Annotated in this window: 22 protein-coding genes and 2 tRNA genes; 16 read left to right on the forward strand and 8 right to left on the reverse strand. The window is 58.8% G+C overall.

Annotated features, from left to right (window positions below; translation table 11 throughout):
- Position 1: 1 nt before the first annotated feature.
- Entirely contained in the window at positions 2–439 is a 438-nt protein-coding gene (locus HY36_RS07480; RefSeq protein ID WP_035550704.1) for an OsmC family protein, read from the reverse strand.
- Between the two features lie 101 nt (positions 440–540).
- Here HY36_RS07480 and HY36_RS07485 point away from each other — a divergent pair, with 101 nt between their 5' ends.
- The 4 genes from HY36_RS07485 to HY36_RS07500 all read left to right on the forward strand — a co-directional run bounded on the left by HY36_RS07485 (position 541) and on the right by HY36_RS07500 (position 3,881).
- Positions 541–1,314: a competence/damage-inducible protein A gene (locus HY36_RS07485; RefSeq protein ID WP_035551263.1), complete on the forward strand. Its 774-nt coding sequence runs from the start codon at positions 541–543 to the stop codon at positions 1,312–1,314.
- Positions 1,311–1,796: a hypothetical protein gene (locus HY36_RS07490; RefSeq protein WP_035550706.1), complete on the forward strand. Its 486-nt coding sequence runs from the start codon at positions 1,311–1,313 to the stop codon at positions 1,794–1,796. Before HY36_RS07485 ends, HY36_RS07490 begins: the two co-directional genes overlap by 4 nt.
- Before the next feature lie 85 nt (positions 1,797–1,881).
- Complete coding sequence (locus HY36_RS07495; RefSeq protein ID WP_155841784.1) at positions 1,882–2,664, forward strand: enoyl-CoA hydratase; 783 nt, start codon at positions 1,882–1,884, stop codon at positions 2,662–2,664.
- Between the two features lie 5 nt (positions 2,665–2,669).
- Positions 2,670–3,881 carry an acetyl-CoA C-acetyltransferase gene (locus tag HY36_RS07500; protein ID WP_035550710.1) on the forward strand — a complete coding sequence of 404 codons (1,212 nt, stop codon included), beginning with the start codon at positions 2,670–2,672 and terminating at the stop codon, positions 3,879–3,881.
- Here HY36_RS07500 and HY36_RS07505 read toward each other — a convergent pair.
- Positions 3,878–4,243: a hypothetical protein gene (locus HY36_RS07505; protein WP_162175964.1), complete on the reverse strand. Its 366-nt coding sequence runs from the start codon at positions 4,241–4,243 to the stop codon at positions 3,878–3,880. The two genes, HY36_RS07500 and HY36_RS07505, sit on opposite strands and share 4 nt — an antisense overlap.
- Positions 4,244–4,416: 173 nt before the next feature.
- Here HY36_RS07505 and HY36_RS07510 point away from each other — a divergent pair.
- Positions 4,417–4,503, forward strand: a tRNA-Leu gene (locus HY36_RS07510).
- 292 nt (positions 4,504–4,795) lie between these two features.
- Positions 4,796–5,332 carry an MlaC/ttg2D family ABC transporter substrate-binding protein gene (locus tag HY36_RS07515; protein ID WP_051602610.1) on the forward strand — a complete coding sequence of 179 codons (537 nt, stop codon included), beginning with the start codon at positions 4,796–4,798 and terminating at the stop codon, positions 5,330–5,332.
- Here HY36_RS07515 and HY36_RS07520 read toward each other — a convergent pair whose 3' ends face one another.
- The 3 genes from HY36_RS07520 to HY36_RS07530 form a co-directional block, all read right to left on the reverse strand.
- Positions 5,333–7,147, reverse strand: coding sequence for a cation:proton antiporter (locus tag HY36_RS07520; RefSeq protein WP_051602611.1), 1,815 nt, complete (start codon positions 7,145–7,147; stop codon positions 5,333–5,335). It lies immediately after the preceding gene.
- Positions 7,148–7,314: 167 nt separating this feature from the next.
- On the reverse strand, positions 7,315–7,989 hold the full coding sequence (locus HY36_RS07525; protein ID WP_035550715.1) for a TorF family putative porin: 675 nt from the start codon (positions 7,987–7,989) through the stop codon (positions 7,315–7,317).
- Between the two features lie 175 nt (positions 7,990–8,164).
- Positions 8,165–8,980 (reverse strand): SDR family NAD(P)-dependent oxidoreductase, encoded by an 816-nt coding sequence (locus tag HY36_RS07530; RefSeq protein ID WP_035550718.1) that lies wholly within the window; start codon positions 8,978–8,980, stop codon positions 8,165–8,167.
- Positions 8,981–9,125: 145 nt separating this feature from the next.
- On the opposite strand from HY36_RS07530, the gene HY36_RS07535 reads away from it, so the two are divergent.
- Together HY36_RS07535 and HY36_RS07540 are read left to right on the forward strand one after the other, a co-directional pair.
- Positions 9,126–10,067, forward strand: coding sequence for a hypothetical protein (locus HY36_RS07535; RefSeq protein WP_035550721.1), 942 nt, complete (start codon positions 9,126–9,128; stop codon positions 10,065–10,067).
- Between the two features lie 15 nt (positions 10,068–10,082).
- On the forward strand, positions 10,083–10,532 hold the full coding sequence (locus HY36_RS07540) for an ion channel (protein WP_035550724.1): 450 nt from the start codon (positions 10,083–10,085) through the stop codon (positions 10,530–10,532).
- On the opposite strand, the gene HY36_RS07545 is transcribed toward HY36_RS07540, so the two are convergent.
- Positions 10,529–11,506, reverse strand: a complete 978-nt coding sequence (locus HY36_RS07545) for a hypothetical protein (RefSeq protein WP_051602612.1) — start codon at positions 11,504–11,506, stop codon at positions 10,529–10,531. The two genes, HY36_RS07540 and HY36_RS07545, sit on opposite strands and share 4 nt — an antisense overlap.
- A gap of 141 nt (positions 11,507–11,647) precedes the next feature.
- On the opposite strand from HY36_RS07545, the gene HY36_RS07550 reads away from it, so the two are divergent.
- From HY36_RS07550 to HY36_RS07565, 4 genes are all read left to right on the forward strand, one after another.
- Positions 11,648–13,651, forward strand: coding sequence for an acetyl-CoA carboxylase biotin carboxylase subunit (locus HY36_RS07550; protein WP_035551275.1), 2,004 nt, complete (start codon positions 11,648–11,650; stop codon positions 13,649–13,651).
- A 168-nt stretch (positions 13,652–13,819) separates the two neighbouring features.
- Entirely contained in the window at positions 13,820–14,266 is a 447-nt protein-coding gene (locus HY36_RS07555; RefSeq protein ID WP_035550727.1) for a DUF805 domain-containing protein, read from the forward strand.
- 146 nt (positions 14,267–14,412) lie between these two features.
- Positions 14,413–14,934 carry a DUF805 domain-containing protein gene (locus HY36_RS07560; RefSeq protein WP_035550730.1) on the forward strand — a complete coding sequence of 174 codons (522 nt, stop codon included), beginning with the start codon at positions 14,413–14,415 and terminating at the stop codon, positions 14,932–14,934.
- A 23-nt stretch (positions 14,935–14,957) separates the two neighbouring features.
- Positions 14,958–15,758, forward strand: coding sequence for a hypothetical protein (locus HY36_RS07565; RefSeq protein ID WP_035550732.1), 801 nt, complete (start codon positions 14,958–14,960; stop codon positions 15,756–15,758).
- Here HY36_RS07565 and lipB read toward each other — a convergent pair.
- Positions 15,731–16,429, reverse strand: coding sequence for a lipoyl(octanoyl) transferase LipB (gene lipB / locus HY36_RS07570; RefSeq protein ID WP_035551277.1), 699 nt, complete (start codon positions 16,427–16,429; stop codon positions 15,731–15,733). The two genes, HY36_RS07565 and lipB, sit on opposite strands and share 28 nt — an antisense overlap.
- Before the next feature lie 85 nt (positions 16,430–16,514).
- Between lipB and HY36_RS07575 the strand changes: the two genes are divergently transcribed.
- The 4 genes from HY36_RS07575 (at position 16,515) to HY36_RS07590 (ending at position 20,785) form a co-directional block, all read left to right on the forward strand.
- Positions 16,515–16,599, forward strand: a tRNA-Leu gene (locus HY36_RS07575).
- 329 nt (positions 16,600–16,928) lie between these two features.
- Positions 16,929–18,311 (forward strand): magnesium transporter, encoded by a 1,383-nt coding sequence (mgtE, locus tag HY36_RS07580; protein ID WP_035550734.1) that lies wholly within the window; start codon positions 16,929–16,931, stop codon positions 18,309–18,311.
- Between the two features lie 107 nt (positions 18,312–18,418).
- Positions 18,419–19,576: a lysozyme gene (locus HY36_RS17770; RefSeq protein ID WP_162175965.1), complete on the forward strand. Its 1,158-nt coding sequence runs from the start codon at positions 18,419–18,421 to the stop codon at positions 19,574–19,576.
- Positions 19,577–19,612: 36 nt separating this feature from the next.
- A complete protein-coding gene (locus tag HY36_RS07590) occupies positions 19,613–20,785 on the forward strand; it encodes an isovaleryl-CoA dehydrogenase (RefSeq protein WP_035550737.1) in 1,173 nt (390 codons plus the stop codon).
- Here HY36_RS07590 and HY36_RS07595 read toward each other — a convergent pair.
- On the reverse strand, positions 20,782–22,578 hold the full coding sequence (locus tag HY36_RS07595) for a patatin-like phospholipase family protein (protein WP_051602614.1): 1,797 nt from the start codon (positions 22,576–22,578) through the stop codon (positions 20,782–20,784). The two genes, HY36_RS07590 and HY36_RS07595, sit on opposite strands and share 4 nt — an antisense overlap.
- Positions 22,579–22,636 lie beyond the last annotated feature (58 nt).

The following is a 22,636-nucleotide window of genomic DNA, read 5'->3' on the forward strand; positions in this document are numbered from 1 at the left end:
CTTACTGAAGCTGCGTGCCGAGGGTGATCTCGATGGCGCCCAGTGCAACCGACATCGGACAGCCAGTCTTGGCCTTGTTGGCCAGGGCATCGAAGGTCTCGGGCTCAATGTCGTCGACGACAGCGTTTAATGTGAGGGCGCTGCGTGTGATCTGAAAGCCGCCGCCTTCCTTGGGTTCTACGGTGACGATGCATTTCGTGTCGAGATCTGTCGCCGGGGTGCCATTTTCTGCGAGCAAATGTGACAACTGCATCGTGAAGCAGCCTGCGTGAGCGGCAGCGAGCAATTCTTCCGGATTGGTCCCGGACTCGCCGGACTCATCCTCGAAGCGGGCTTCGAAAGAGTAAGCCGTATCAGAGAGCGTGCCGCTCTGCGTGGTGAGAGAGCCTGTGCCTTCTTTCAGGTTTCCGGACCAATGGGCGGTAGCGTGGCGTTTCATGATCTGTCCTCGTGAACAATTGGGTGTCGCCAATTGCAATGCGCACCTTGGCGTTACGTTCCGACTTGGCGGGCAGCTCGGATGGTGCCATCTTTTTCGGCATGACCGACACATCCCCCACGGCCGCTGTTCTCTTGATTGGGGACGAATTGCTTTCTGGCCGCACACGCGACATCAATCTTCAACAGATCGCCGGATATCTCGCGCCTCTTGGTATTCCTGTCCGGGAAACCCGCATCGTGCCCGATGTCGAGGAAGAAATCGTCGATGCCGTGAATGCCTTGCGCAACAAATACACTTATGTGTTCACAACCGGCGGTATCGGCCCGACCCATGACGACATTACGGCAGATGCGATTGCCAAGGCTTTCAATGTCGAAATTTCGGAGCATCCTGAAGTAACCGCCATGCTGGCCGAGCGCTACGCCCAGATGGGAACCGAGTACACATTGGCGCGCCGTCGCATGGCTCGGGTTCCGCATGGCGCATCCATTGTCGCCAATCCTGTCTCTGGTGCGCCGGGCTTCCAGACAGGTAACGTGTTCACGCTTGCGGGTGTGCCATCTGTTGCGCGTGCCATGCTGGAGGATATCGGCCCGCGCCTGAAAACGGGGGCGGTAATCCACAAAGTCACGATCCGGGGCAGGGGATTGCGCGAAGGCGACATTGCGGAACCGCTCGGCGCGATGGCGCAGGAGATGGGTGATGTCGCGCTAGGCTCCTATCCCTGGTTCCGGGGCATTGGGGACAATGGCGTTCATCTTGTTGCCAGCACCACGAATGAGGCGCTGATCCCCTTGATTACGGAAAAGCTTGAGGCGATTATATCCGCAACCGGTGTACAGCCGGAACGCGTGGAGGACGCCAACGCATGAGTTTTCTGGCCCGTACCTCGAGTATCTGGATAAGCTTTGTTCTCATGCTGGTGATTGGCGTGGGTTTTGGTCTTTGCCGGCCGATGGTGGGCGGTGCGTTCCTGGACATGACCTCTGACCCGGAAATGGCCCGGACGATCATTGCAACGATGAATGATGCGCAGCGAACGGCCCATGCATGGGTTACCGTGCTGCTCGATACGGCGTATCCGCTGGCCTATGGGGGATTTCTCGGAGGGTTGGCGCTTCGGTTCTTCGGGTCATTCGGCAAATATGCGGCTGTGCCCGCGCTGGGCGTTGTCGTCGTCGATCTGACAGAAAACCTGGTTCAGGTATTGGCGCTGGCCAACTGGGCCGACGCGTTGGATGCCAAGGCATGGCTGACACCCCTGAAGTTCGGCCTGTTCTTTCTGGCGGCCGGGATTGCCGCAATTGCTCTGGTGATCGGTGTTATCAACCTGTTCCGGAAACGCGGCGCCTGAGGTTGCGCCCCAGCGCCGCTACGTCAGGCATGGTCCTTCGTCTCTGTCCTCGCTAAGAGAGGCGCAGAGGAAATTGGAGGATCCCATGGCGGAAGACATCGTAAAGGTCGAGTTGGACGGCCCTGTGGCGCTCGTGACGCTGAACCGGCCAGACGCACTCAATGCGCTGAACCGCGCCTTGCGCGCCGAGATCGTCAGCGTGTTCAATGAGCTGAAAGAAAACCAGGACATTCGCGCCGTGGTGCTGACCGGCGCCGGGCGTGCCTTTACCGCCGGGATCGACCTGAAGGAAGCCGGGCAGACCGGGTTTGCCCTTGGCGCAGATGAAGACTCCAAATCCATCGACATGGCCCGCGCGCTGGCCGAGTATCCCTGGCCAATCATTGGCGCGATCAATGGCTTTGCCATCACGGGCGGGTTTGAGCTGGCCTTGATGTGCGATGTGTTGCTGGCGTCAGAGCACGCGAAATTCGCCGATACGCATGCCCGCGTCGGCATCGTACCGGGATGGGGGCTGTCGCAGAAGCTCTCCCGCCTGATTGGCATCAGCCGCGCCAAGGAATTGTCCTTCACGGGAAATTTCCTTGATGCGCACACGGCGGAACGCTGGGGTCTTGTCAATCGCGTCTACGAAGCAGACGAACTCGTGCCGGCGGCCATGAAGCTGGCGCACGATATGTGCGGTTCGCAGCCTGACCTGCTGAAGCAGTACAAGGCGCTGATTGATGATGGCTATGGCATGAACTTCACGGCCGCGCTGAAGGAAGAGGTCAAGCGATCCATCGCGCATTCGGAATCGGTTACCGCAGATGCCGTGGAAGAGGCCCGCAAACAGGTTACCGCGCGCGGCCGCGACCAGCAGGGATAAATATCATGAGAGATGTTGTAATCTGTGAACCAGTTCGCACGGCCGTTGGCGGTTTTGGAGGGGCATTCAAAACGGTTCACGCGCACGAGATGGCGGCTCATATTGTCAGTGAGCTGATGGCGAGGACCAAGCTGCCGGCTGAAGCCGTGGAAGATTGCATCTTCGCGCAATGCTACCCGACGATGGAGGCTCCGGCCTTTGGGCGCATGATTGCGCTTGATGCCGGGCTGACGACATCCACCGGTGGCTATCAGATTGACCGTCGGTGTGGGTCTGGCCTGCAGGCGGTCATCAATGCGGTCATGCAGGTGGCCACGGGCGCAAATGATGTGATCATCGCGGGCGGCGCAGAGAGTATGTCGAATGCGCCTTTCTTCTCCATCGACATGCGCTGGAACATCAAAGGCGATGGCTTGATGCTGCATGACGGTCTGTCACGCGGGCGCTACACGGCAGGCGGAAAGCACCATCCCGTGCCAGGTGGCATGATCGAGACGGCGGAGAATTTGCGTCGTGACTACCAGATCACACGCGAGGCACAGGACCAGTTCGCCTACAATTCCCACATGAAAGCGGCAGCGGCCCAGAAGGCCGGAAAGTTCTCAGAAGAAATCATTCCGTACACCGTGAAAGGCCGCAAGGCGGACACGGTGGTGGACAGTGACGAACATATCCGGGCGGACTCCTCGCTGGAGAAGCTCTCCACGCTGCGCGCGATCCGGGGCAAGGTGGATGATCAGTCTACGGTGACGGCAGGCAACGCGTCGGGTCAGAATGATGGCGCGGCTGCGTGCATCGTTTGTACGCGAGAAGCCGCCGAGAAGTACGGTTTGAAACCGCTCGGTCGTCTCGTTTCATGGTCAGTGGCAGGCGTGGGCCCCGAAGTCATGGGCATCGGTCCAGTTCCGTCGACCCAGAAAGCGTTGAAGACGGCAGGTCTTGAACTGAAGGACATTGATGTTATCGAGCTGAACGAGGCCTTCGCGGCGCAGGTGCTGGCGTGTACAAAGGCGCTGGAATTCTCCGATGATGACATGGACCGGCTCAATGTGAACGGTTCGGGCATCTCGCTCGGCCATCCGGTCGGCGCGACGGGGGTACGCATTCTGACCACGATGCTGCGGGAAATGGAGCGCCGCGAGGCACGATACGGCCTGGAGACCATGTGCATCGGAGGTGGGCAGGGGCTCGCCGCCGTGTTTGAGCGGGTGGATTAGAATGCTTCTTCGATCGGTGATCTGGTTCTGAGCGCGATGGACACCGCGATGATGAAGAAGGCGAGGCTGACTACAAAGAGTGCCGCAGCGGCCACGTGGACCAACGCCATCGTTTGAGCGGTGCTGCCCGCTTCACGCGTTTCCATAATCATCTGTTGTCGAAGCACATGCGCGATAGTCCGCGTAGCCTGTTCCATGAGTGCTGCGCCAAGGTGCAGAAAGCCGAATACGCTGGCCGCTGTCGAGGGGCGGACTTGCAGAATGAGCATATGCACGAGGCCATAGGCTACAAAAACCAATCCCGACAGGAGGCCTTGTGGCAAGGTCGAAGCGAGAGTGGCAGTTCTGGCGAAGTCGTCCATGTTGGGTGAGATGAGGAACGGCAAGACGGCGCCGGAAAGTGCAACGACGCCTGCAGATATGAACCAGGATGTGGGAAGGCTGTGTCTCAATTTTTCCAGTCCAACTTTCCGCATCTTTCAGACATGAATTGTAGCATCCATCGTAAAATGCCGTTATGTCCAGCATCGGCCACGCGGGCGTGGCGAAATTGGTATACGCAAGGGACTTAAAATCCCTCGGCCGCAAGGCCTTGCCGGTTCGAGCCCGGCCGCCCGCACCACAGCACTTGTTCCTTCAACTATCATGGCCGCGATGGCCCCGGATTATCTCGTTTCTGGTACACGACTTGCATGTTTCTCCCCTGAGAGGAGAATATCATGTACCCTGCCACGCTATCTTGCCGTCGCCCGAAGCTTCAGCTTCTACGACTGTCCGGCACCTGCCTGACGCCGGTGAAACCGGCCGGTTCATGCCAAAAGCGCATAGAGCCTATCTCGGGTTTCGGGGAACAAAAGGTCAATCCCAATCATATCTAGAGGGCAACACGACGAGATTTCACAAGGAATTGCCCCATGTTTCGCGCCCTTATTGCTTCCACCGCCCTTGGCCTGATGGCCTTGCCTGCCCTTGCTGGCCCTGAGGCCGAAGCCGTCATCGAGGGCGCTGCGCAGAGCATCGCCGATCCCCACAAGGGCCGGGAGACGCTCCGCCAGTCAATGGATCTGAATACTGTTGCGAATTTTACGCTCGGCAAATACGCGCGCCGTGTCTCGGATGAGGATCGTGCCCGCTTTGCCGAAGCGTTCGAGACTTATTTGCTCGAGAGCTTTGAAGACCAGCGTGAGAAATTCGAGAATGCCAAGATCACTGTGATCGGCTCCAAAGACCGCTCGCCGACAGATTCTGTCGTGGAAACGCGCGTTGAGCGTTCCGGTGAAGAAGCTCAGACCGTGCGCTGGCGCGTTATTGAGAAGAATGGTGAATGGCGCGTGGTCGACGTTGAGGTGCTTGGCCTCTGGCTCGCCATTGAGCAGCGTGCGCAGATTGCGGCGATCATGGACAAGCCCCGCGCAACCATCGATGACGCGATCAAGGCCCTCGATTCCTGATCAGGCGGCTTCGTCCACGGTTTCTTCTTCCAACTCGTCGGTACGATCCTGGCGATCTGATGCGTCGCCAATCGTGAACAGGTCCGCCTCGCGGCTCAGCCAGTCGGCAAGTTCATCATCCGGCACGCCCAGAATGCGCAGCATGTCCGCAACCATCTCTATGCCTTTCGGTTCACTGGCAACGAGGTGGGCGCGGACATTGAGTTCCAGATAATTGTCCAGATCCTGTAGTGTCTCTACCGCGACAAGGCGGATGAGATCCGGGAACCTGCGTTGAATGCCGGGCGTCACTTCTTTCGAAACTTCAAATCGCGCTTTCCCGAGCACAACTGCGCGGGCATTGCTGCCACCAATAGCGTCCATCAGTTTCATGTTGGACGCGTCTCCGAACGAAACATTGTAGCCGTCCGCAACGGCGGACAGGAACCGGTCCGGGTCGCCATCTGTCGCGATATAGGGAATCTTGAAGTCCGCGAGCGCGTCTACGGCGAGGCGGCCCGCTGCTGTCATGCCAATGACGATCACCGGGCGCTCCCCAGCGGGTTCGCTGGACGTTTCCATTGTAACCTGTTTGCGCCGGGCGAGTTCGCGAGACAGCTTGCCGCCCAGAATGGCCCAGCTTGGGGCGAGTGCCAGCGACAGGGCAATGGCTGCGATGAGGCTGCCCATCAGGGCAGGGGGCATATTGGTGGTGACGGCCGAAATCGACAGGATAACCAGCGTGAATTCCGAGCCCTGTGCCAGCAGTGTTCCGAGCTGGGTGGCGCCCGGAACGCTCCACCCATTGACGCGCGCCGCAATATAGCCGAGCGCCGACTTCACGATCAGGATACCGAACGCGCCGACCACGACCAATGGCAAGTTTCTCAACAGGCCCGGCAGGTCAATCGACAAGCCGACGCTGATGAAGAAGAAGGACAGGAGCAGTCCCCGAAACGGCCCCATCTCGGTTTGAACCTGATGCCGGAATGGCGTGCCAGAGACCGCGAGACCAGCCAGGAATGCGCCAAGTGTCAAAGACAGACCGATGACCGCTGTCGCGCAGGCCGCCGCCAGAACCAGCAACAGCGTGAAGGCCGTAAAGGCTTCTTCATTGCGTGTTGCTGCCAGCGTACGGAACACCGGATTGAGCAGGTATCTGGAGAACAGCATGGCCGCTCCGAAGGCGATCAAGGCCTGTATGAAGGCAAGACCGAGCGATGCGAAGAGCGGTACGGCACCCCCATTCAGCACATAATCAGACACAAGTCCGGCAAGACCGGCTGCACCTGCTTCCCCCTCACCGAGGGATGTGGCGAAGATCATCAGGAAGATCGCGACAATATCCTGGAAAATCAGGACATGCGTGGCTGTTCGCCCGATAGGGCAAGAGTTCTGTTCCCGCTCTGTCAGGATGCGCGCGACGACGGCGGTGGAAGACAGGCCGAGGCTGAGGCCAACGGCGATGGCAATGGGCCATGAGATACCAAGCATGTAGAGCGCGCCGGAACTGATCAGGCCGGTCAGCAATAGATGCGCGGGAGCGAGCCCTAGAAGGTCGCCGCGGCTTTCCTTCAGTTCCCTGAGTGAGACGTGCATGCCGATATCGAACAACAGGAACACCACGCCAAGTTCGGCCAGAAGGTGAGTGCCGCCACTTTCATGGATAAGATCGAGCATGCCCGGCCCAATCAGGATGCCAGCAAGCAGGTATCCCACTATGGGGCTGAGATTGAGCGCGCGGGAAACGAGCGCTGCCGCTGCCCCGAAGCCCAGCAAGGTGATCGCGGGGACGAGAGCGCCGACGGCGTCTGCAGGACTCAATTCAGCGGCCATTGGCAGGCTCTTCCAATATGTTGTGAAATTCGATGATACCCCCAACGTAAGGGAAGTCGCTTAAAAATAAAGGCCGCCAGTTCCCTGGGGAACCAGCGGCCTTCACCAGGCCCAGCACGAAGGAGGGCAAGTCTCGCGCAAGGCTTGAGAAGAAAGTTACTGAACCTCTAGAGGCTTTTCGCGAGGGTCAGGACCACGCGCTCGTCGGCGATGCCCGTGTCATCGATGTCAGTATCCCAGTAGCGCACATCAATATCGATGCCGACTGGCGTCGAGTAGGTGCCGCCCAGCGACCAGTTGGTGTAGTCGCCGCCACCATCGAAGGAGTAGTTACCCACCGAGACGTCCGCCGAGAAAACGTCTGTGAAGGCATATCCTGCGGAACCTTCGATGTAGATGTTCTCATTGTCCGGGTCCCAATAGACCGCGCCGCCGACTTCCACGCCACCTTCAAATGCATACCCCAATGCAGCTTGAAGTTCGACGAAGTCCAGGTCTTCATCTTCCGAGTCCGGATAGGAGTAGTAGATGACGCCAAGATCCCAGGACACGCCATTGGAAAACTCGCTGGCCACGCCCGCATAAAAATCCAGTTCGACGTTGGTGTCGGAGCCGTCTTCAAAATCGACGTTCGACGCCCAGGTGCCCGCGTAAAAGATGCCGTTCGCGTAATCGAAGCCACCCGAGATGGCCATGTCCTCATTGGACTGAGAGACGCCACGCCAGACATAATCCGTGCTGAGAGCGACGTTGCCGGACCATTCTCCCTCCGCCGCTGCAGTGCCAGCTACTGCCAACATTGCCGCAACGGCGACCCCTGCGCGTAAAAGCTGTTGTTTCATGTTATTTATTCCCCGTTCTTGAATCGCGCTGTGACCAGCGCCACAGACAGGATGGCGCGCCTTGTACGGGGATCGGAAACAAAAATATGGAGGTTGCGGGCCGGGAAACGGATCGCCAGCTTTTTAGGCACGCAGGGACAGGAATGCCTCAGAAACGTGCTGGTGCGCCTTCGGATTAACGCGCCGTCAATGGCGCGTAACCGAGATGGGTTCCCGCATCCACAAGCAAGGTTTCCCCGGTGACGTGGCGTGAAGCATCGGACAGGAAAAACAGCGCAGAATCGGCAATATCGTCGGGTCCGCTGGCGGCATTCAGGGGTGTCGCTGCGGCAACAGAGGCCTCCATTCGCTGGTATTGTTCCTCATCCATCTTGTCCTTGAACCAACGAGTGCCGATGAAACCGGGACAGATGGCATTAACCCGAATCTGCGGGGCGAGCGCGCGCGCCAGTGACAATGTCATCGTGTTCAGCGCCCCTTTTGTGGCCGCGTAGGCAACCGATGACCCGATGCCCGTGACGCCTGCAATGGAGGATGTGTTCAGCACTGTGGCGGCTCTGCCAGTCTGGCGATGGCTTTCAACAAGCAGTGGTTTGCAGGCTTGCATCATAAGGAATGGCCCGGCCACGTTGACCGCATAGAGGTGCAGGAAGTCATCCTTTGTCAGCGCATCAAGATCGGCATGGTCGCGCGCATGTTTTGTTGTACCGGCATTGTTGACGAGAATGTCGAGACGGCCCGCTTGCGTGGCTGCGTCGGCCAGCTTGCGACAGCCCTCCTCAGTTGAAACGTCTGCCTGGACCAGTCTCGACTGGGAGCCGAGTGCCTGACAGTCTGCTGCGGTCGCTTCACCATCTTCGACCGACCTGGCGCAATTGATGATGACGTCTGCGCCGCGTTCCGCCAGCTTCAGGGCGATGGATCGCCCAAGTCCAGTTGCCGAACCCGTGACAATGGCTTTGCGTCCTGCGAGGTCCTTTTGAGCTGTCATTGCGATATCTCCCTTGAGTTTGTCGTGTCTATCCACAGAAACTAAGGGCCCACCTATAATAGTGGCAACAGGTTTCACGGATTTGGGCAAGAAAGCGGAAACCCATTCCCGCTAGGGGTTCAGACGGGAACGGAGTCTTCACATAATGTCGCTTTCCGCGAGCCGGATTATTCAGCGCTTTCAGGGGAACGCTCAGCGCGCCCGCGCTGATGCACGCCAGATCGCGATGGAGATGTGCTCCCGCGCCCCAAAGAACGACATCGAGGCTGCGTCACTCCTGGATTTCAATGCGCGTATGGTGGGGGCCGGCCCGGATTGGGATTTGCGGTTTAGCCGTATCATGGCCGATTACGTGCTGACACGAAATGCGGCTGACGGGGCGCTGACACAGGCCAATCTGGACTGGTTATCCGGCCGGGCGATTCCGAGAGGCATATTCCAGCATCGAAATCTGCTGGGTCTGTGGACGCGCCTGCTCGCCAAGGCGACGATCGTGCCGCCGGGCTTCGCATACACACTGTGCGAGAGCGTTTGTACGCATATGGTGAGGGAAGGCGGCGCGCGCGCAGATACGGTAAAATGGCTGCGCCAGGTTTTGGCGCTTCGCGCAAAAGAGGCTGAGCCCTGGGTTTCGCGCGAAGAAGCGATGCTGCTCATGCGCACCGCCGAGGAATTGTCCACTTGCGACAATGATGCGTCGTGGAGCGATCTCTATGCGCGCGCCTTCGGGAACTATCTTGTCGTTCAGGCACATCCCAACCCGGCAAATGAACCCAATTCGCTAAGTCGGAAATTCTGGCTGAATCCAGAAGAGCCGCATCCCGGCAAATATGTCGGATGCATCGCAGCCGGTCTCGACAAGGGCCAATGGTTTGCCCGAATGAGCAAGCGACCTGAAGCAGCGCGCAAGGCTCGTGAAGTGGCTGGGCAGGCTGCAGACAAGCTGGCGGCCAAATCCGAAAAATCATCCCTGTGGAGCCGAATTTCGTCCGGCTCTCAATCAAGCAGCGCTGCAGAGGCACTGGTTGACTTCCTCAACCGGGAAGCGCCAGGCTTGATGGAAGGATTGGTTATCGCGGCCCGCTGACGGGAGGGCATCGTCATGCTCTTGTTGAATCTGATTGTCGCAGGTGTGCTCGTATCCATCTGCTTTGCGGTTCACTTCGCAGGTCTTGTCGGTCTTTCTGCGCTTATCCGCAAAAGGGGTGATACGCATGTAAACCTGTCGACAGTGGCGGGGCAGGGCGTCGCCATCTTCTTTATCCTGATCAGCCTGTTCGCGCTGCACTCAATAGAAATCTGGATTTTTACCTTCGCCTATCTGGCCCTCGACATTTTCCCCGATGTCGAAACTGCGGTCTATTATTCGACCACCACATTCACCACGGTGGGCTATGGTGATGTCGTGGTCGACAAAGGCTGGAGGATGCTGGGGGCAGCAGAATCTGTCATCGGCTTTCTGCTTCTGGGCTGGTCCACGGCGTTCCTTGTTTCAGTGTCGGCGCGCGTGCGCAGCTTTGAGGCGCGGATCGAACAGCTGGATGACGATTAGTCGGACTCTGTTTCCGGTCGCATCAGGAACCGCGCTCCGGCCACTGCCAGCCCAACCAGAACCAGTCCGCCCAGAACCAGAGTTTCTGGTTGCGCGCCGAGATACTCGAAATATTGCGTATAGCCATGGATCGTCAGGAAGACGATCGATGTGATGGACAGGAAGCTGTTGCGGCGGGTCTTGAAGATGACAATCGCCAGTGCAGCGACCCAACCAAGCGTAAAGACGTAGTCCGGGATCGACATGGCCGCTTCGCGCCATTCAGAACGCTCGGACCAACGGTCAGGTGCGAACCAGTGTTCACCCACCCGGTCGCCCCAGAGTGAGCCGACCCAGAATGCAAAGTTTACCATGAACATCGCTGTCCGTGCGGCGATGGTCGTCATATTGCGCCAGGCGTCTCCCAGCCGTTCACGCGTGTGATAGAGCCCCGCCGACAGGAGGCTGAAGACAATGATAGTGATCGTCGGTTCTTCGACAAACAATGCATAGCTCGCGTGCCAATAGCCCGTGCCCGAACCGAGGATTGCGCCGAGCGACAGCACTGCGAACGCGGCCAGCAGGGCGGACCGAAACCATATGGCTGACGCCGTCATCACGACGGCAATAAGGACCGTCGGCATCGTTCCATCATCGACTTCCCGGAATTCCCAACCGATCCAGCCTGCGACGCCCAGCGTCCCCATCAGGTTGAGGGCGCTGCCCAGTGTTTTCAGGGAGTTGCCCGTGGCGCTGCGGCGCAGGAATTCCGCTCCGCCCAGCGCAAGCAGGGCCAGAAACAGGCCGGTCCCGGCGTTCGGAACGAGTGCAATCGTGCCACCGGCAACAGAGATGGCCCCGAAAATAAGGAGAATGTTGACCAGCAAGCCTGTTTTCGGCTCCGGCAGCGCGAAGCCCTTCAGCCGTGCGGCTTCGGCGTCGTCGATCTGGCCGTTTTTCATCAAGGCGTCGAGGTCCAGTGTAATCCGGGACATGGGTTTTACCTCCATAAAGTGAGCGCTTACTAACATATCTGCGTCAACCTGACAACCGACTTCACCTATGGGAATTGTGGACATCACCGTGCGAGCGGCTTAGTGCAGTCGCTGAAAGACTTTGCAATGGATCGAGGCAGCATGTTCAAAAAGATTCTGATCGCCAACCGTGGGGAAATTGCAGTTCGGGTCATCAAGACCTGCAGACGGCTCGGCGTGCAGACGGTTGTCGTCTATTCTGATGCCGACGCTGACTCCATGGCCGTCGAAATGGCAGACGAGGCGATCCATATCGGTCCGTCACCTGCCGCAGAATCCTACCTCGTTGCCGACAAGATCACCGACGCCGTGCGCCAGACCGGCGCCGAAGCCATCCATCCGGGCTTTGGCTTCCTGTCAGAGAACCCGGCCTTCGCCAAACGTCTTGAAGAAGAGAAGATCGGCTGGATCGGCCCGAATGCCTACGCAATCGAGGCTATGGGCGACAAGATCAGCTCCAAGAAACTTGCTGCTGATGCTGGCGTGTCGACCGTTCCGGGACATATGGGCCTGATCGAGGATACCGCCGAAGCCGTCAAAATTTCCAAGGAAATTGGCTATCCGGTGATGATCAAGGCGTCCGCCGGTGGTGGTGGCAAAGGCATTCGTGTGGCTGCCAACGACAAGGAAGTCGAAGAAGGGTTCCCGGCTGTTAAGGCCGAAGCGAAGTCTTCATTTGGCGATGACCGCGTCTTCATCGAGAAGTTCATCCTAGAGCCGCGCCACATCGAAATTCAGGTGCTCGGCGACAAGCACGGCAACTGCATCTACCTGAATGAGCGTGAATGCTCGATCCAGCGCCGTAACCAGAAGGTTATCGAAGAGGCGCCTTCGCCGCTGCTGGACCCTGAAACCCGCAAGAAAATGGGTGAGCAAGCCGTCGCGCTGGCGAAGGCTGTGAACTATGACAGCGCCGGTACGGTGGAATTCGTCGCATCTGGCGCGGACAAGGGGTTCTATTTCCTCGAAATGAACACCCGTCTTCAGGTGGAGCACCCGGTTACCGAGCTGATCACGGGCGTTGACCTTGTCGAACAGATGCTGCGCGTGGCCTATGGTGAGACGCTGAAGCTCAAACAGTCCGATATCAAGATCAATGGCTGGGCCGTGGAAAGCCGCGTCTATGCCGAAGACCCCTATCGCAACTTCCTGCCATCCATTGGCCGTCTGAAGCGCTTCCATGCGCCGGAAGAGGGCGAATTGGCTGGCGGGACAGTCCGCATGGATTCCGGTGTCCGCGAAGGCGACGAAATCTCCATGTTCTACGACCCGATGATCGCCAAGCTGATCACGCACGGCAAGGATCGCGATCAGGCGCTGGACGTGCACGGCGAGGCGCTCGACCGGTTCCACATTGAAGGCATTCAGGACAACATGCCCTTTATTGCGGCCGTGATCGACGAAAAGCGGTTCCGTTCCGGCAAGATCACGACGGCCTACATCAAGGACGAGTTCCCGGAAGGCTTTGACGGCGTTGAGCCAACTGAAACGCAGGTGACCCAGCTGATCTGCGCGGCGGCGTACGTGCATGGTTTCATGACGCGCCGGGCCTCTGACACAAGTGGCCGCATCGCGCCTCAAGCGGAAGCGCGCCGAGAATGGGTCGTTATCTTGGGTGACAAGCATTATCCGGTGACGCTGGATCTTGGCGATGTGGGCGAAGCGGAGATCACCATTGATGGCGGCAAAACGCACACGCTGGTGACGCCTTGGCATCCAGGTCAGCACCTTGTTGAGGGTCTGTTGGATGGTGAGCCGTTTGCGGTGAAGTTTGCAGACCGCACTGAGGGCTATCTCTTCCGTCATCGCGGCGTGGCGCTTCGCGCGTTGGTCTGCACACCAAAAGTCGCTGATTTGCATTCCCGCCTGCCGGAGAAGGAAAAGCCGGACACATCCAAGCTGATCATGTCTCCGATGCCGGGCCTCGTCGTGTCGATCGATGTCGAGATCGGCCAGGAGGTCCAGGAAGGCGAGGCGGTTTGCGTGGTCGAGGCGATGAAGATGCAGAATATCATCCGCGCCGAAGCCAATGGTACCGTGAAAGCCATCAATGTCGGCGCTGGCGACAGCGTTGCAGCCGACGAGATCATGGTCGAATTCGACTAGGTTGAAAACGCCCATCTGGCGAACCTATTAACCCTGCCCTAACCAAATTGGCGCGGATATCTCGCCAGTGGGGCAGGGGAAACGTTTACGAGTCTTTCCTTGACCTGACCGCTGGCGCGAAGAAAATGCGCCAGTCTTTCGCAGTGGAAGCAAATCAAGGGGGCCGAAATGGTCAGTTTTCCAGACGCAGTAAAAATGTTCTTCAGTCGCTATGTGGATTTTCAGGGTCGTTCACAGCGCTCTGAATACTGGTGGGTTGCTCTGTTCAATGTGATCGTGTTCGGCGTTCTTGCCGTGCTCGCGTTCGGGCTTGGCGGCAATTTCGAAACCGGTGAGATGAATCCGTTGGGCATGATCTTCTTTGCAGTTATGGGGCTCTATGCGCTCGCAATCATCATTCCGAGTATTGCTCTGTTCATTCGTCGCCTGCACGACATCAATCAGACGGGCTGGATTTATCTCGGCCTCGTGATTGCCGGCTTTATTCCGTTCATCAACTTCCTGGCCTCGATCGCCCAGATCGTGATCGCCTGCATCCCAGGCACGGTTGGCCCGAACAAGTACGGCCCGGACCCGAAAAATCCGACGGCTGGCGCGGCTGACACATTCGTCTAGTCGACCGGAACAATCCAATTTCCAGAAGAGCCGGGCAGTTGTCCGGCTCTTTTTTGTTGCATGCATTTATCGTTTATTGATAAGGACGCGAGACGCTGAACGCTGCCAGTGTGCGTGTTTCGCCCGATAAAGGAGACTGAACCCATATGGACATGAGATATGTCCTCTTGTCGTCAAAAGGCCGAATTGGCTCGCGCACCTTCCTGCGCGGCTTGTCGGTCATCACGGCTGCCTTCATTCTGGTGCAGATCGCCAACACGTTTATATCGCCCATGTTCGGCATTCTCTTCTATCCGATGGTCTATGTGTATGTGTGCCTGTTCTCGAAGCGCCTGCATGATGCGGGGCATTCGGGCTGGTTCTATCTTCTGTTTCTGATCGGGTATGCGGTTGTTACCAGCGTCGTCAGCGCCCTGTTGATGCCCGTCCTGTCGCCTGAGGCGTTTGCATTGTATGCGGAGTTCGGAAACGATCTCGCTGCTGCGATGGAAGCGCTGACGGAGAACATTCAGGAGTTCGAGCGTCTGACGGCCTTGACTTCGCTGGCCAGCTTCCTGCTGACCACCGCATTGCTTGGCTTCATCGCCGCGCGCCTGCCCACTGATGCGGGACCCAACAAGTACGGACCGCCCACGTCGGGCACACCGATGACTCCCCCCACTTCCTGATCCTTTGAAGGAGCCGACCGGATATGACCCATCATACGACAACACCGATTGATCCGCACCGGCCCTGGATTCGGGATGAGCGCGATGACCCGTCCCGGATGAACTGGGTACAGACCTTGTTCAATCCGTTCGGCATGACGGGCAAACTGCACTTCAGTCGCGCCTGGACATTCATGTTCATGGGGCGACTGCTGCTATTCATTGTGCCGGTTTTCGGCGTGTCCATTGCGACGATGGCGGGAGCGGATCTCAGCTCAGCCTGGCAACCGATCAAATCGATCGGGGTGCCGCTGCCAGCGCTTTTGGTGCCCTTCTTCTTTTTCACGATTGTCACTGAGTTCACATCCTGGGTGGCTCATGTACGTCGTTTCGCGGAAGCGAACCGGTCGACTCTGAAGGCGGCGATCGTATTGATTCCGCTGACGCTCGGCCTGATCGGATTCGCGCTCGGGGTTATGGGTGGCGTGTCTCAGTACGAGGCCCAACAGGGACAGTCTGCGCAGGCGCCGGTCGAAACCGTCACGGATGAAACGGCTGATGGCGCGGCCGCTGACGCCGCACCGACAGAAGCAGCCGAACAGGCCCCGGCGCAGAACCGCGGCCGCAGAGGTCCGCCGCCAACGCCAGCGGAGATGGCCCTTGGCGCGGGTATGGGCCTCGCCATGCCGCTGTGGGCCCTGTCATCTTTCTTCGTCATGCTGTGGACGCTGCTTCATGTGGCACGCCTGCCGAATGGCGGCGTTGGCGGGTTTCGCACAGGAAGCGACCTGACGCAGGAAGAGCAGCGGCTGAAATCCTACGAGATGGCCGCAAGCGGTTCCTGAACTCGAACAAGGCGGCTTTCGAACACGGTTTCAAACGCTGCTTTCAGCGCGGTGTCCACGTCTTCCATTGTCGCGGGAATACCAAGGTCGACGAGGCTGGTGACGCCATAGCGCGGGTCTGCGATGCCGCAAGGCGTGATACCAGAGAAGTGCTCCAGATCAGGCTCCACGTTCAGGGATATACCGTGGAAGCTGACCCACTTTTTCAGGCGCACGCCAATGGCTGCGATCTTGTCTTCGCGCAAAGGGCCGCCCGCTTGAGTCCGGTCGACCCAGACCCCGACCCGTCCGTCGCGCGTACCGGCTTCGACATTGAAAGCGCTGAGCGCCGCGACGATCCAGGTTTCAAGATTCTGCACGAATGCGCGCACATCCCGGCCACGCTGGGCGACATCCAGCATCATATAGGCGACGCGCTGTCCGGGGCCGTGATAGGTGTACTCCCCACCGCGGCCGGCATCGAACACGGGGAAGCGGGACGGGTCACGCAGGTCGTCCGCCTTGGCTGACGTACCAGATGTGTAGAGCGGGGGATGTTCCAGGAACCAGACCAGTTCCGGTGCGCCTTCCTCACGGATGGCGCGGGCGCGGGCCTCCATGAACCGGACTGCGGCTTCGTAGGGAACCTGCCGTTCGGAAACGGCCCATTCGGTGTCGGGAAATTTCTGCATCACCGCGCGCATATAGGCGACATTCGGGGCTTCACAAAGGGCTGGTGTCGCCTTATACGGCCCGTCTGCCTCATTGAAGACCAGTGCGGTCATGGCGGAATTGGTAGACGCGCAGCGTTGAGGTCGCTGTGGGGCAACCCGTGGAGGTTCGAGTCCTCTTGACCGCACCATTCATTCGCGGTGGCGCTCCGCGCCAAAAATCGATCAAGGATCGATTTTAGTGAATGAATGAATTCAAAGACTCATCCCGGCTTCGTTTCACTTCGCCCTGGATGTGGCTCAAGGCTGCTGCGGTGGCGCTCCGCGCCAAAAATCGATTGAGGATCGATTGGAGCGAATGAATAAGTTCAAAGGCTCACCCCGTCTATATTTCCCGTATGCGCACGCTTCACAGCTCTCCGCCACATATTGTTGGCAGCCTGTGAATTTCCCGCGAATCCCTGTCACCTCCGAGCATTCGGTTCTTGCCGACGCAGATTAACAACGGCAAAGAGGCGACATGACCGAACAGTCCGTTCAGCCTGCGCAGGCCGCTGAGACGCCAAACGTCGATCCGGATCTGCTGGAAGATATCATCGAGTCCATCGATGAGCGCGATACCCGCTGGCTGGCGCGGACCCTTCAACGCATGCACCCGGCCGATGCCGCGGATGCGCTGGAAGCGCTGTCCTTCGACACGTTTTCCGAAGCTGTGGAACTGCTGGGCGGCGAATTGCCGGCAGACATCCTTATCGAATTGCGCGATTCCTATCGGGAAGAGGCGGTCGAGGTGCTGCCCGATGCAGCCGTTGCGAGCGCGCTGGATGAGCTCGACTCTGATGATGCAACCACCATCCTTGAAGACCTCGAAGATGATCGGCGCGAGCGCATCTTGGAAGACCTCGCGCCGATTGACCGGGCTCAGCTTGAGCGTGGTCTTTCCTATGAAGAGGAATCGGCTGGCCGTCTCATGCAGACGGAATTTGTCGCTGCGCCGGAATACTGGACGGTGGGCCACGCTATCGACCATGCGCGCGATATCGGCGAGGAATTGCCCGAAGTCTTCTATGAGCTTTATGTTATCGACCCCGGTCACCGCTTGATCGGCATCGTCCAGCTGGCAACCCTCCTGCGGACGGCGCGCGATGTCCAGCTGTCAGACATCATGAAGGACCCGCTCTCCTCCCTGAAGCCCGACATGGATCAGGAAGAGGTGGCATTCCAGTTCCGCAAATACTCGCTGGCCGCGGCGCCGGTTACAGACGAGGGCGGGCGACTGGTCGGTATGATCACGGTCGACGATATGGTCGATGTCATGCAGGAAGAGAACGCAGAAGACCTGCTCTCCTTGCTCAACGTGACCTCGGCAGATGGGGCCGATACTGTCTGGGATACGGTCAAGGCGCGGGCCCCCTGGCTGGGGGTGAATCTGTTTACGGCATTCATCGCATCGGCGATCATTTCGCTGTTCGAGGGGGCTATCGCCCAAGTGGTGGCGCTGGCCGTACTGATGCCAGTCGTGGCGGCGTTGGGCGGCAATGCAGGCAGCCAGGGGCTCGCCGTGGCTGTACGCGCCATTGCAGAGCGACAATTGGATGGCGATGCAGCGCGCCGCGCCATTCTTCGCGAAGTGCTCAGCGGCTTCGTCAATGGATTGATCTTCGCCATTGGGGTGGGGGTAATCTCATTGGTATGGTTCCGCGATATCGAACTGGCGCTTGTGATCGCTACGGCGATGCTTGCGACATTCGTTTGGGCTGGGCTCTCCGGCATTCTCGTTCCATTGGGATTGAAACGCCTTGGTGCGGACCCTGCGGTGGCGTCCTCTGTATTCGTGTTAACCCTGACCGATGTGATGGCATTCTTCAGCTTTCTGGGCCTTGCCTCAATCGTTTTGCTTTAAAATGAAGGCGTTGGGCCAGAATCTCGCCTCTCAGGTGAAAGGGCGCGAGAATTGCAGTGTCACACCGTAGTAAAAAACAGAACTGTCCCAGAATGGGAGCCTTTTGCATGGCCGGAAACATGCGCACGTCTGATACGGGGGTCGAACTCATCAAGAGTTTCGAGGGCTTCCGTGCGCGTGCCAGTCGGCTGCCGGATGGGAAATGGCTGATCGGGTATGGGCATACGGAAACCGCGCGGGCCGGACTGAAGGTCAGTCCGTTCGATGCCGAACTCATCTTGCGCTATCGCGACCTCAAACGAATTGAGGATCACCTTGCACAGCAGGTCTTCACACCGCTTGCCCAGAATGAATTCGATTCACTGGTCTCGTTTGCTTTCAATATCGGGCTGAAAGCCTTCGATGCCTCAGATGTGCTGGCCCACCTGAATTCCGGTGACCGCATACTTGCCTCGGAAGCCATGAGCAGTTGGCGGCGGGGCAGGGTGGATGGCCAGATCCGTGTGATCGATGGCCTTGTCCGCCGCCGCGCTGTTGAAGTCGCGATGTTTCTCGACACGCCGCGCCAGAGGGTTGCGATCCCCAGCGCCCTGGTTCGTCCGGAGCGTGATGGCTTATCCGGGCTGAATTTGTCCAGGGAAGGTTCCGTTGTTCTGGAATCCCGGCCCGAGGCAGAACGTGCCCGATCAACGCCAGAGCGCGAAAGCGCTCCTGAAACTGCCGCCCGTGCCGTGGCGCAACGGCTGACGCGTATTCTGGGGGAGAATGGCTCGCTTGCTTCGGGAGAGACCGGGATAGAGCCAAGCGGTGATTCCACGGTCGACGAAATTACACGTGCCGTGTCCGCTCTGGCAGGCCCCGAAGGAAATGGCGACCATCCGCCGCCAGCCTCCATGTCTGAACGGCGTCGCGCGCATCGCCCGCAAGAGCCTGAAGATGAGCTACAGGTGTCGACGCGCCAGATTGTTGTAGACGACTTGGCGAAGGTGCATGTCGACACGAGCCGCCGGACCACGCCAGCACAAGAGGAAGTGGCTGATTTCGCGCCACCATACAATCTCCGTTGGGTGCCGTTTGCCCTTCTGGCCGGCCTTGGCACGATTGGCCTTTACGAGGGGCTGCGGCGCATCGTGACCGGATCGGCCAGCCGAATTGGCGAAACCGCGACGCAAGGTTACAGCGGTCCGCTCCTGACACTCGGTGGCGGCTTTCTGTTGTTTGTGTCAGTTTACTATCTCTACCGCATGCTTGCCCGCGAGGATTAGGCTGACAGGCGGGAAAAGAATTGCTAGGTCACCGCCATGATTCCGAACACATATCCCACATTGAACTTCGATCTCGGCGAAACTGCCGACATGATCCGCGAAACGGTGGCAAGTTTTACCCAGAACGAGCTTGCGCCTCGCGCTGCCGAAATTGATCGGACGGACACATTCCCCCGCGATCTGTTGCCGAAGATGGGCGAGCTCGGCTTGCTGGGCATCACCGTCGAGGAAGAATGGGGCGGCACCGGACTTGGCTATCTAGAACATGTCGTCGCGATGGAAGAAATTTCCCGGGCGTCGGCCTCGGTTGGCCTCTCCTATGGCGCGCACTCCAATCTGTGCGTGAACCAGCTACGACGCTGGGGGAATGATGACCAGAAATCCCGCTACCTGCCCAAGTTGATTTCCGGAGAGCATTTGGGCGCGCTCGCGATGAGTGAGAGCGGCGCGGGCTCAGATGTCGTATCCATGAAACTGCGCGCAGAGAAAAAAGGCGACCGCTATGTGCTGAACGGCACGAAGATGTGGATCACCAATGCGCCGGACGCGGACACGTTGGTTGTCTATGCCAAGACAGAGCCCGAGGCCGGATCGCGCGGCATCACCGCGTTCCTGATCGAACGGGATTTCCAGGGTTTCTCCGTGGCGCAGAAGCTGGACAAACTCGGCATGCGTGGGTCCGAGACAGGCGAGCTGGTTTTCGATAATTGCGAAGTACCGGAAGAAAACGTCATGGGCCCGCTGAATGGTGGTGTTGGCGTTCTGATGAGCGGCCTGGATTACGAGCGCGCGGTGCTGTCTGCTGGCCCGACCGGCATCATGCAAGCCTGCATGGATGTCGTGGTCCCGTACATCCATGACCGGAAACAGTTCGGTCAATCGATTGGCGAATTCCAGTTGATCCAGGGCAAGCTGGCGGACATGTATGTCCAGATGAATGCGGCGAAAGCGTACGTTTATGCTGTGGCCAAAGCCTGTGACCGGGGCGAGACGACCCGCAAGGATGCCGCTGGCGCCATTCTGTATGCGGCCGAAACCGCCACCAAATTGGCGCTTGATGCGATCCAGATTCTGGGCGGCAATGGTTATATCAATGAATACCCGACCGGACGTCTGCTTCGCGATTCCAAGCTCTACGAGATCGGGGCAGGCACGTCGGAAATCCGCCGTTGGTTGATTGGCCGGGAGCTTTTCGGCGAAACGGCTTAAGCTGGGCAGCACAATTCCTTGATTTTCTTGCCTTCGAAGGCTTTCATCGTGGCGACATAGCCAGCCTCGACGGTTTCATCATATGCGTCCCAGTCGCGCAATTGCACATCGGCCAGTTGTGGCAGGACAAGAACATCGGCCATGTCGTGGCCGAATTTCGTGTCTGCACGGATTGTGGCCGTGCGCATCAACAGGCCTGCAATTGGGGGCGGGCTGGAGAAGCCATTGTTGAACACCCAGCGGAAAAAGCCCGGTGGATCTCGGAATTCAGCGAGATCCATGTTCTCCGGCTGGCGAGTCACGTCGGACCCGATGACAAACCCACGATGCATGTCACGCATGATGTCCGCCGGAAAATTGTTCAGCACCGCGCCATCCACCAGCAGGTCTTGCCCATCCACGACCGGTGGAAGAATGCCGGGCAGGGAGATAGTGGCGCGAAGGGCATGACGCAGTAAACCCTCGCGATGGATGCGCGTGGCGCCGCTGGTGAGATTGGTTGAGGTGCAGAAGAAAGGCAGGTGCAGGTCGCCAATTTCGGCTTCGCCAAAATGTTCTTTCAGACGCGCATTCACCCGCGCACCTTTGACCATGCCGACCACCGGCAGATGGTAATCGCCGAGCGGGTTGCTCTCCACGAATGCTTTCCGGATGCGGAGTTCGATTTCAGCATCACTCCACCCCATGGCGACGCAGGCGGCCACGACAGACCCCATTGAGGCGCCACCCGTGAAGTCGATCGGTATGCCCATTTCCCGCATCGCTTTCACAGCGCCAATATGGGAATAGGCGCGCGCGCCGCCGCCAGACAGGATCAAACCGACTGAGACGCCAGCCATAATGCGGGCGAGCCTATCGCAATCATTCCCCTCGACCTGGTTCCAGTGGAATACGCGGGTCGCGCCGGACGCGGCGACCCATTCGGCGGGCTTCGCACCGCGACGCTGGTCGCCATGATGCAGCAACACGACGTCGACCAGCTTCATTGCTCGCGCCGGAGACTCATCATCCGGCATCAATGGGTTGGACGGTCGGGCATCGGCGCGGCCAACGACCCAGATCCGATCCGCCTGACGCATGGAGAGCCGGAACCAGGCATTGTCCCCAATGGCCGAGATCAGGATCACGACATCATGCGTGCGTTCAAGCTCGTCAAAATAGGCGGCCGGGCGCTCATCCCCCATAGACTCATCAACGATGATGGCTTTTCGGCCAAGCCTCTCCAGGGCCTGTTTGAGTGAGCGTGCCCGCAGCTTCAGGTCGATCGTCGGGGAGGTGGCCACCAGCGTGTAGACTTTCGGCGCAGCGCTCGCCACGCGGTCACCAGATTTGCCAAGCCGCTGCAGGATCACGCGAATCATGGATTCCAGCAATTCCGGCTCGGCGCGGACCATTCGGTCCCATCCCTTGCGAGACACACCGACCACCTCAGTGTCGCGCAGCGCGTAAACCGAGCTGGTATGTGGCGCATCATTTGGCTGGCCATCACCCGTCAGGTCTACGCCGCCCAGGAATAGCGACATTTCACCTGCCGGTTCGCCAGAGCGAATATGTCCAATGAATTCAGTCTTGGCGTGCGGGCCTTCGCGGAAGATGCCCAGCGTTCCGGACAAGACGAAATAGAGCGTGTCGGCGGCTTCTCCGGCCAGGTAAAGCGGCTTACCGGCAGGGATGGAAAACCATTTGGCTTCCTTGCCCGCGGCCCGCATGGCGCGGCGAGGCACATCTTTCAGGAATTCAATGGCCCTGAGGCGGGGAGTGATATCGAAGCCCATGTTGGTGAACATGCCCATTTCGATTCCCTTTTCATAGCCTTTCGATCATCCTGTGTGTTTCAAATTCGCATGACGT

Origin of the sequence: Hyphomonas atlantica corrig., assembly GCF_000682715.1 — a bacterium.
Lineage (GTDB): Bacteria > Pseudomonadota > Alphaproteobacteria > Caulobacterales > Hyphomonadaceae > Hyphomonas > Hyphomonas atlantica.

What these genes read in the sequence shown, in the direction of transcription:
- HY36_RS07485 (WP_035551263.1), top strand. Translation starts at nt 541, where the DNA reads ATGACCGACACATCCCCCACGGCCGCTGTTCTCTTGATTGGGGACGAA.
- HY36_RS07530 (WP_035550718.1), bottom strand. Translation starts at nt 8,980, where the DNA reads ATGACAGCTCAAAAGGACCTCGCAGGACGCAAAGCCATTGTCACGGGT.
- HY36_RS07550 (WP_035551275.1), top strand. Translation starts at nt 11,648, where the DNA reads ATGTTCAAAAAGATTCTGATCGCCAACCGTGGGGAAATTGCAGTTCGG.
- HY36_RS07565 (WP_035550732.1), top strand. Translation starts at nt 14,958, where the DNA reads ATGACCCATCATACGACAACACCGATTGATCCGCACCGGCCCTGGATT.
- lipB (WP_035551277.1), bottom strand. Translation starts at nt 16,429, where the DNA reads ATGCAGAAATTTCCCGACACCGAATGGGCCGTTTCCGAACGGCAGGTT.
- HY36_RS07540 (WP_035550724.1), top strand. Translation starts at nt 10,083, where the DNA reads ATGCTCTTGTTGAATCTGATTGTCGCAGGTGTGCTCGTATCCATCTGC.
- HY36_RS07520 (WP_051602611.1), bottom strand. Translation starts at nt 7,147, where the DNA reads ATGGCCGCTGAATTGAGTCCTGCAGACGCCGTCGGCGCTCTCGTCCCC.
- HY36_RS07480 (WP_035550704.1), bottom strand. Translation starts at nt 439, where the DNA reads ATGAAACGCCACGCTACCGCCCATTGGTCCGGAAACCTGAAAGAAGGC.
- HY36_RS07490 (WP_035550706.1), top strand. Translation starts at nt 1,311, where the DNA reads ATGAGTTTTCTGGCCCGTACCTCGAGTATCTGGATAAGCTTTGTTCTC.
- mgtE (WP_035550734.1), top strand. Translation starts at nt 16,929, where the DNA reads ATGACCGAACAGTCCGTTCAGCCTGCGCAGGCCGCTGAGACGCCAAAC.
- HY36_RS17770 (WP_162175965.1), top strand. Translation starts at nt 18,419, where the DNA reads ATGGCCGGAAACATGCGCACGTCTGATACGGGGGTCGAACTCATCAAG.
- HY36_RS07515 (WP_051602610.1), top strand. Translation starts at nt 4,796, where the DNA reads ATGTTTCGCGCCCTTATTGCTTCCACCGCCCTTGGCCTGATGGCCTTG.
- HY36_RS07525 (WP_035550715.1), bottom strand. Translation starts at nt 7,989, where the DNA reads ATGAAACAACAGCTTTTACGCGCAGGGGTCGCCGTTGCGGCAATGTTG.
- HY36_RS07500 (WP_035550710.1), top strand. Translation starts at nt 2,670, where the DNA reads ATGAGAGATGTTGTAATCTGTGAACCAGTTCGCACGGCCGTTGGCGGT.
- HY36_RS07505 (WP_162175964.1), bottom strand. Translation starts at nt 4,243, where the DNA reads ATGGACGACTTCGCCAGAACTGCCACTCTCGCTTCGACCTTGCCACAA.
- HY36_RS07495 (WP_155841784.1), top strand. Translation starts at nt 1,882, where the DNA reads ATGGCGGAAGACATCGTAAAGGTCGAGTTGGACGGCCCTGTGGCGCTC.
- HY36_RS07555 (WP_035550727.1), top strand. Translation starts at nt 13,820, where the DNA reads ATGGTCAGTTTTCCAGACGCAGTAAAAATGTTCTTCAGTCGCTATGTG.
- HY36_RS07535 (WP_035550721.1), top strand. Translation starts at nt 9,126, where the DNA reads ATGTCGCTTTCCGCGAGCCGGATTATTCAGCGCTTTCAGGGGAACGCT.
- HY36_RS07590 (WP_035550737.1), top strand. Translation starts at nt 19,613, where the DNA reads ATGATTCCGAACACATATCCCACATTGAACTTCGATCTCGGCGAAACT.
- HY36_RS07595 (WP_051602614.1), bottom strand. Translation starts at nt 22,578, where the DNA reads ATGGGCATGTTCACCAACATGGGCTTCGATATCACTCCCCGCCTCAGG.
- HY36_RS07545 (WP_051602612.1), bottom strand. Translation starts at nt 11,506, where the DNA reads ATGTCCCGGATTACACTGGACCTCGACGCCTTGATGAAAAACGGCCAG.
- HY36_RS07560 (WP_035550730.1), top strand. Translation starts at nt 14,413, where the DNA reads ATGGACATGAGATATGTCCTCTTGTCGTCAAAAGGCCGAATTGGCTCG.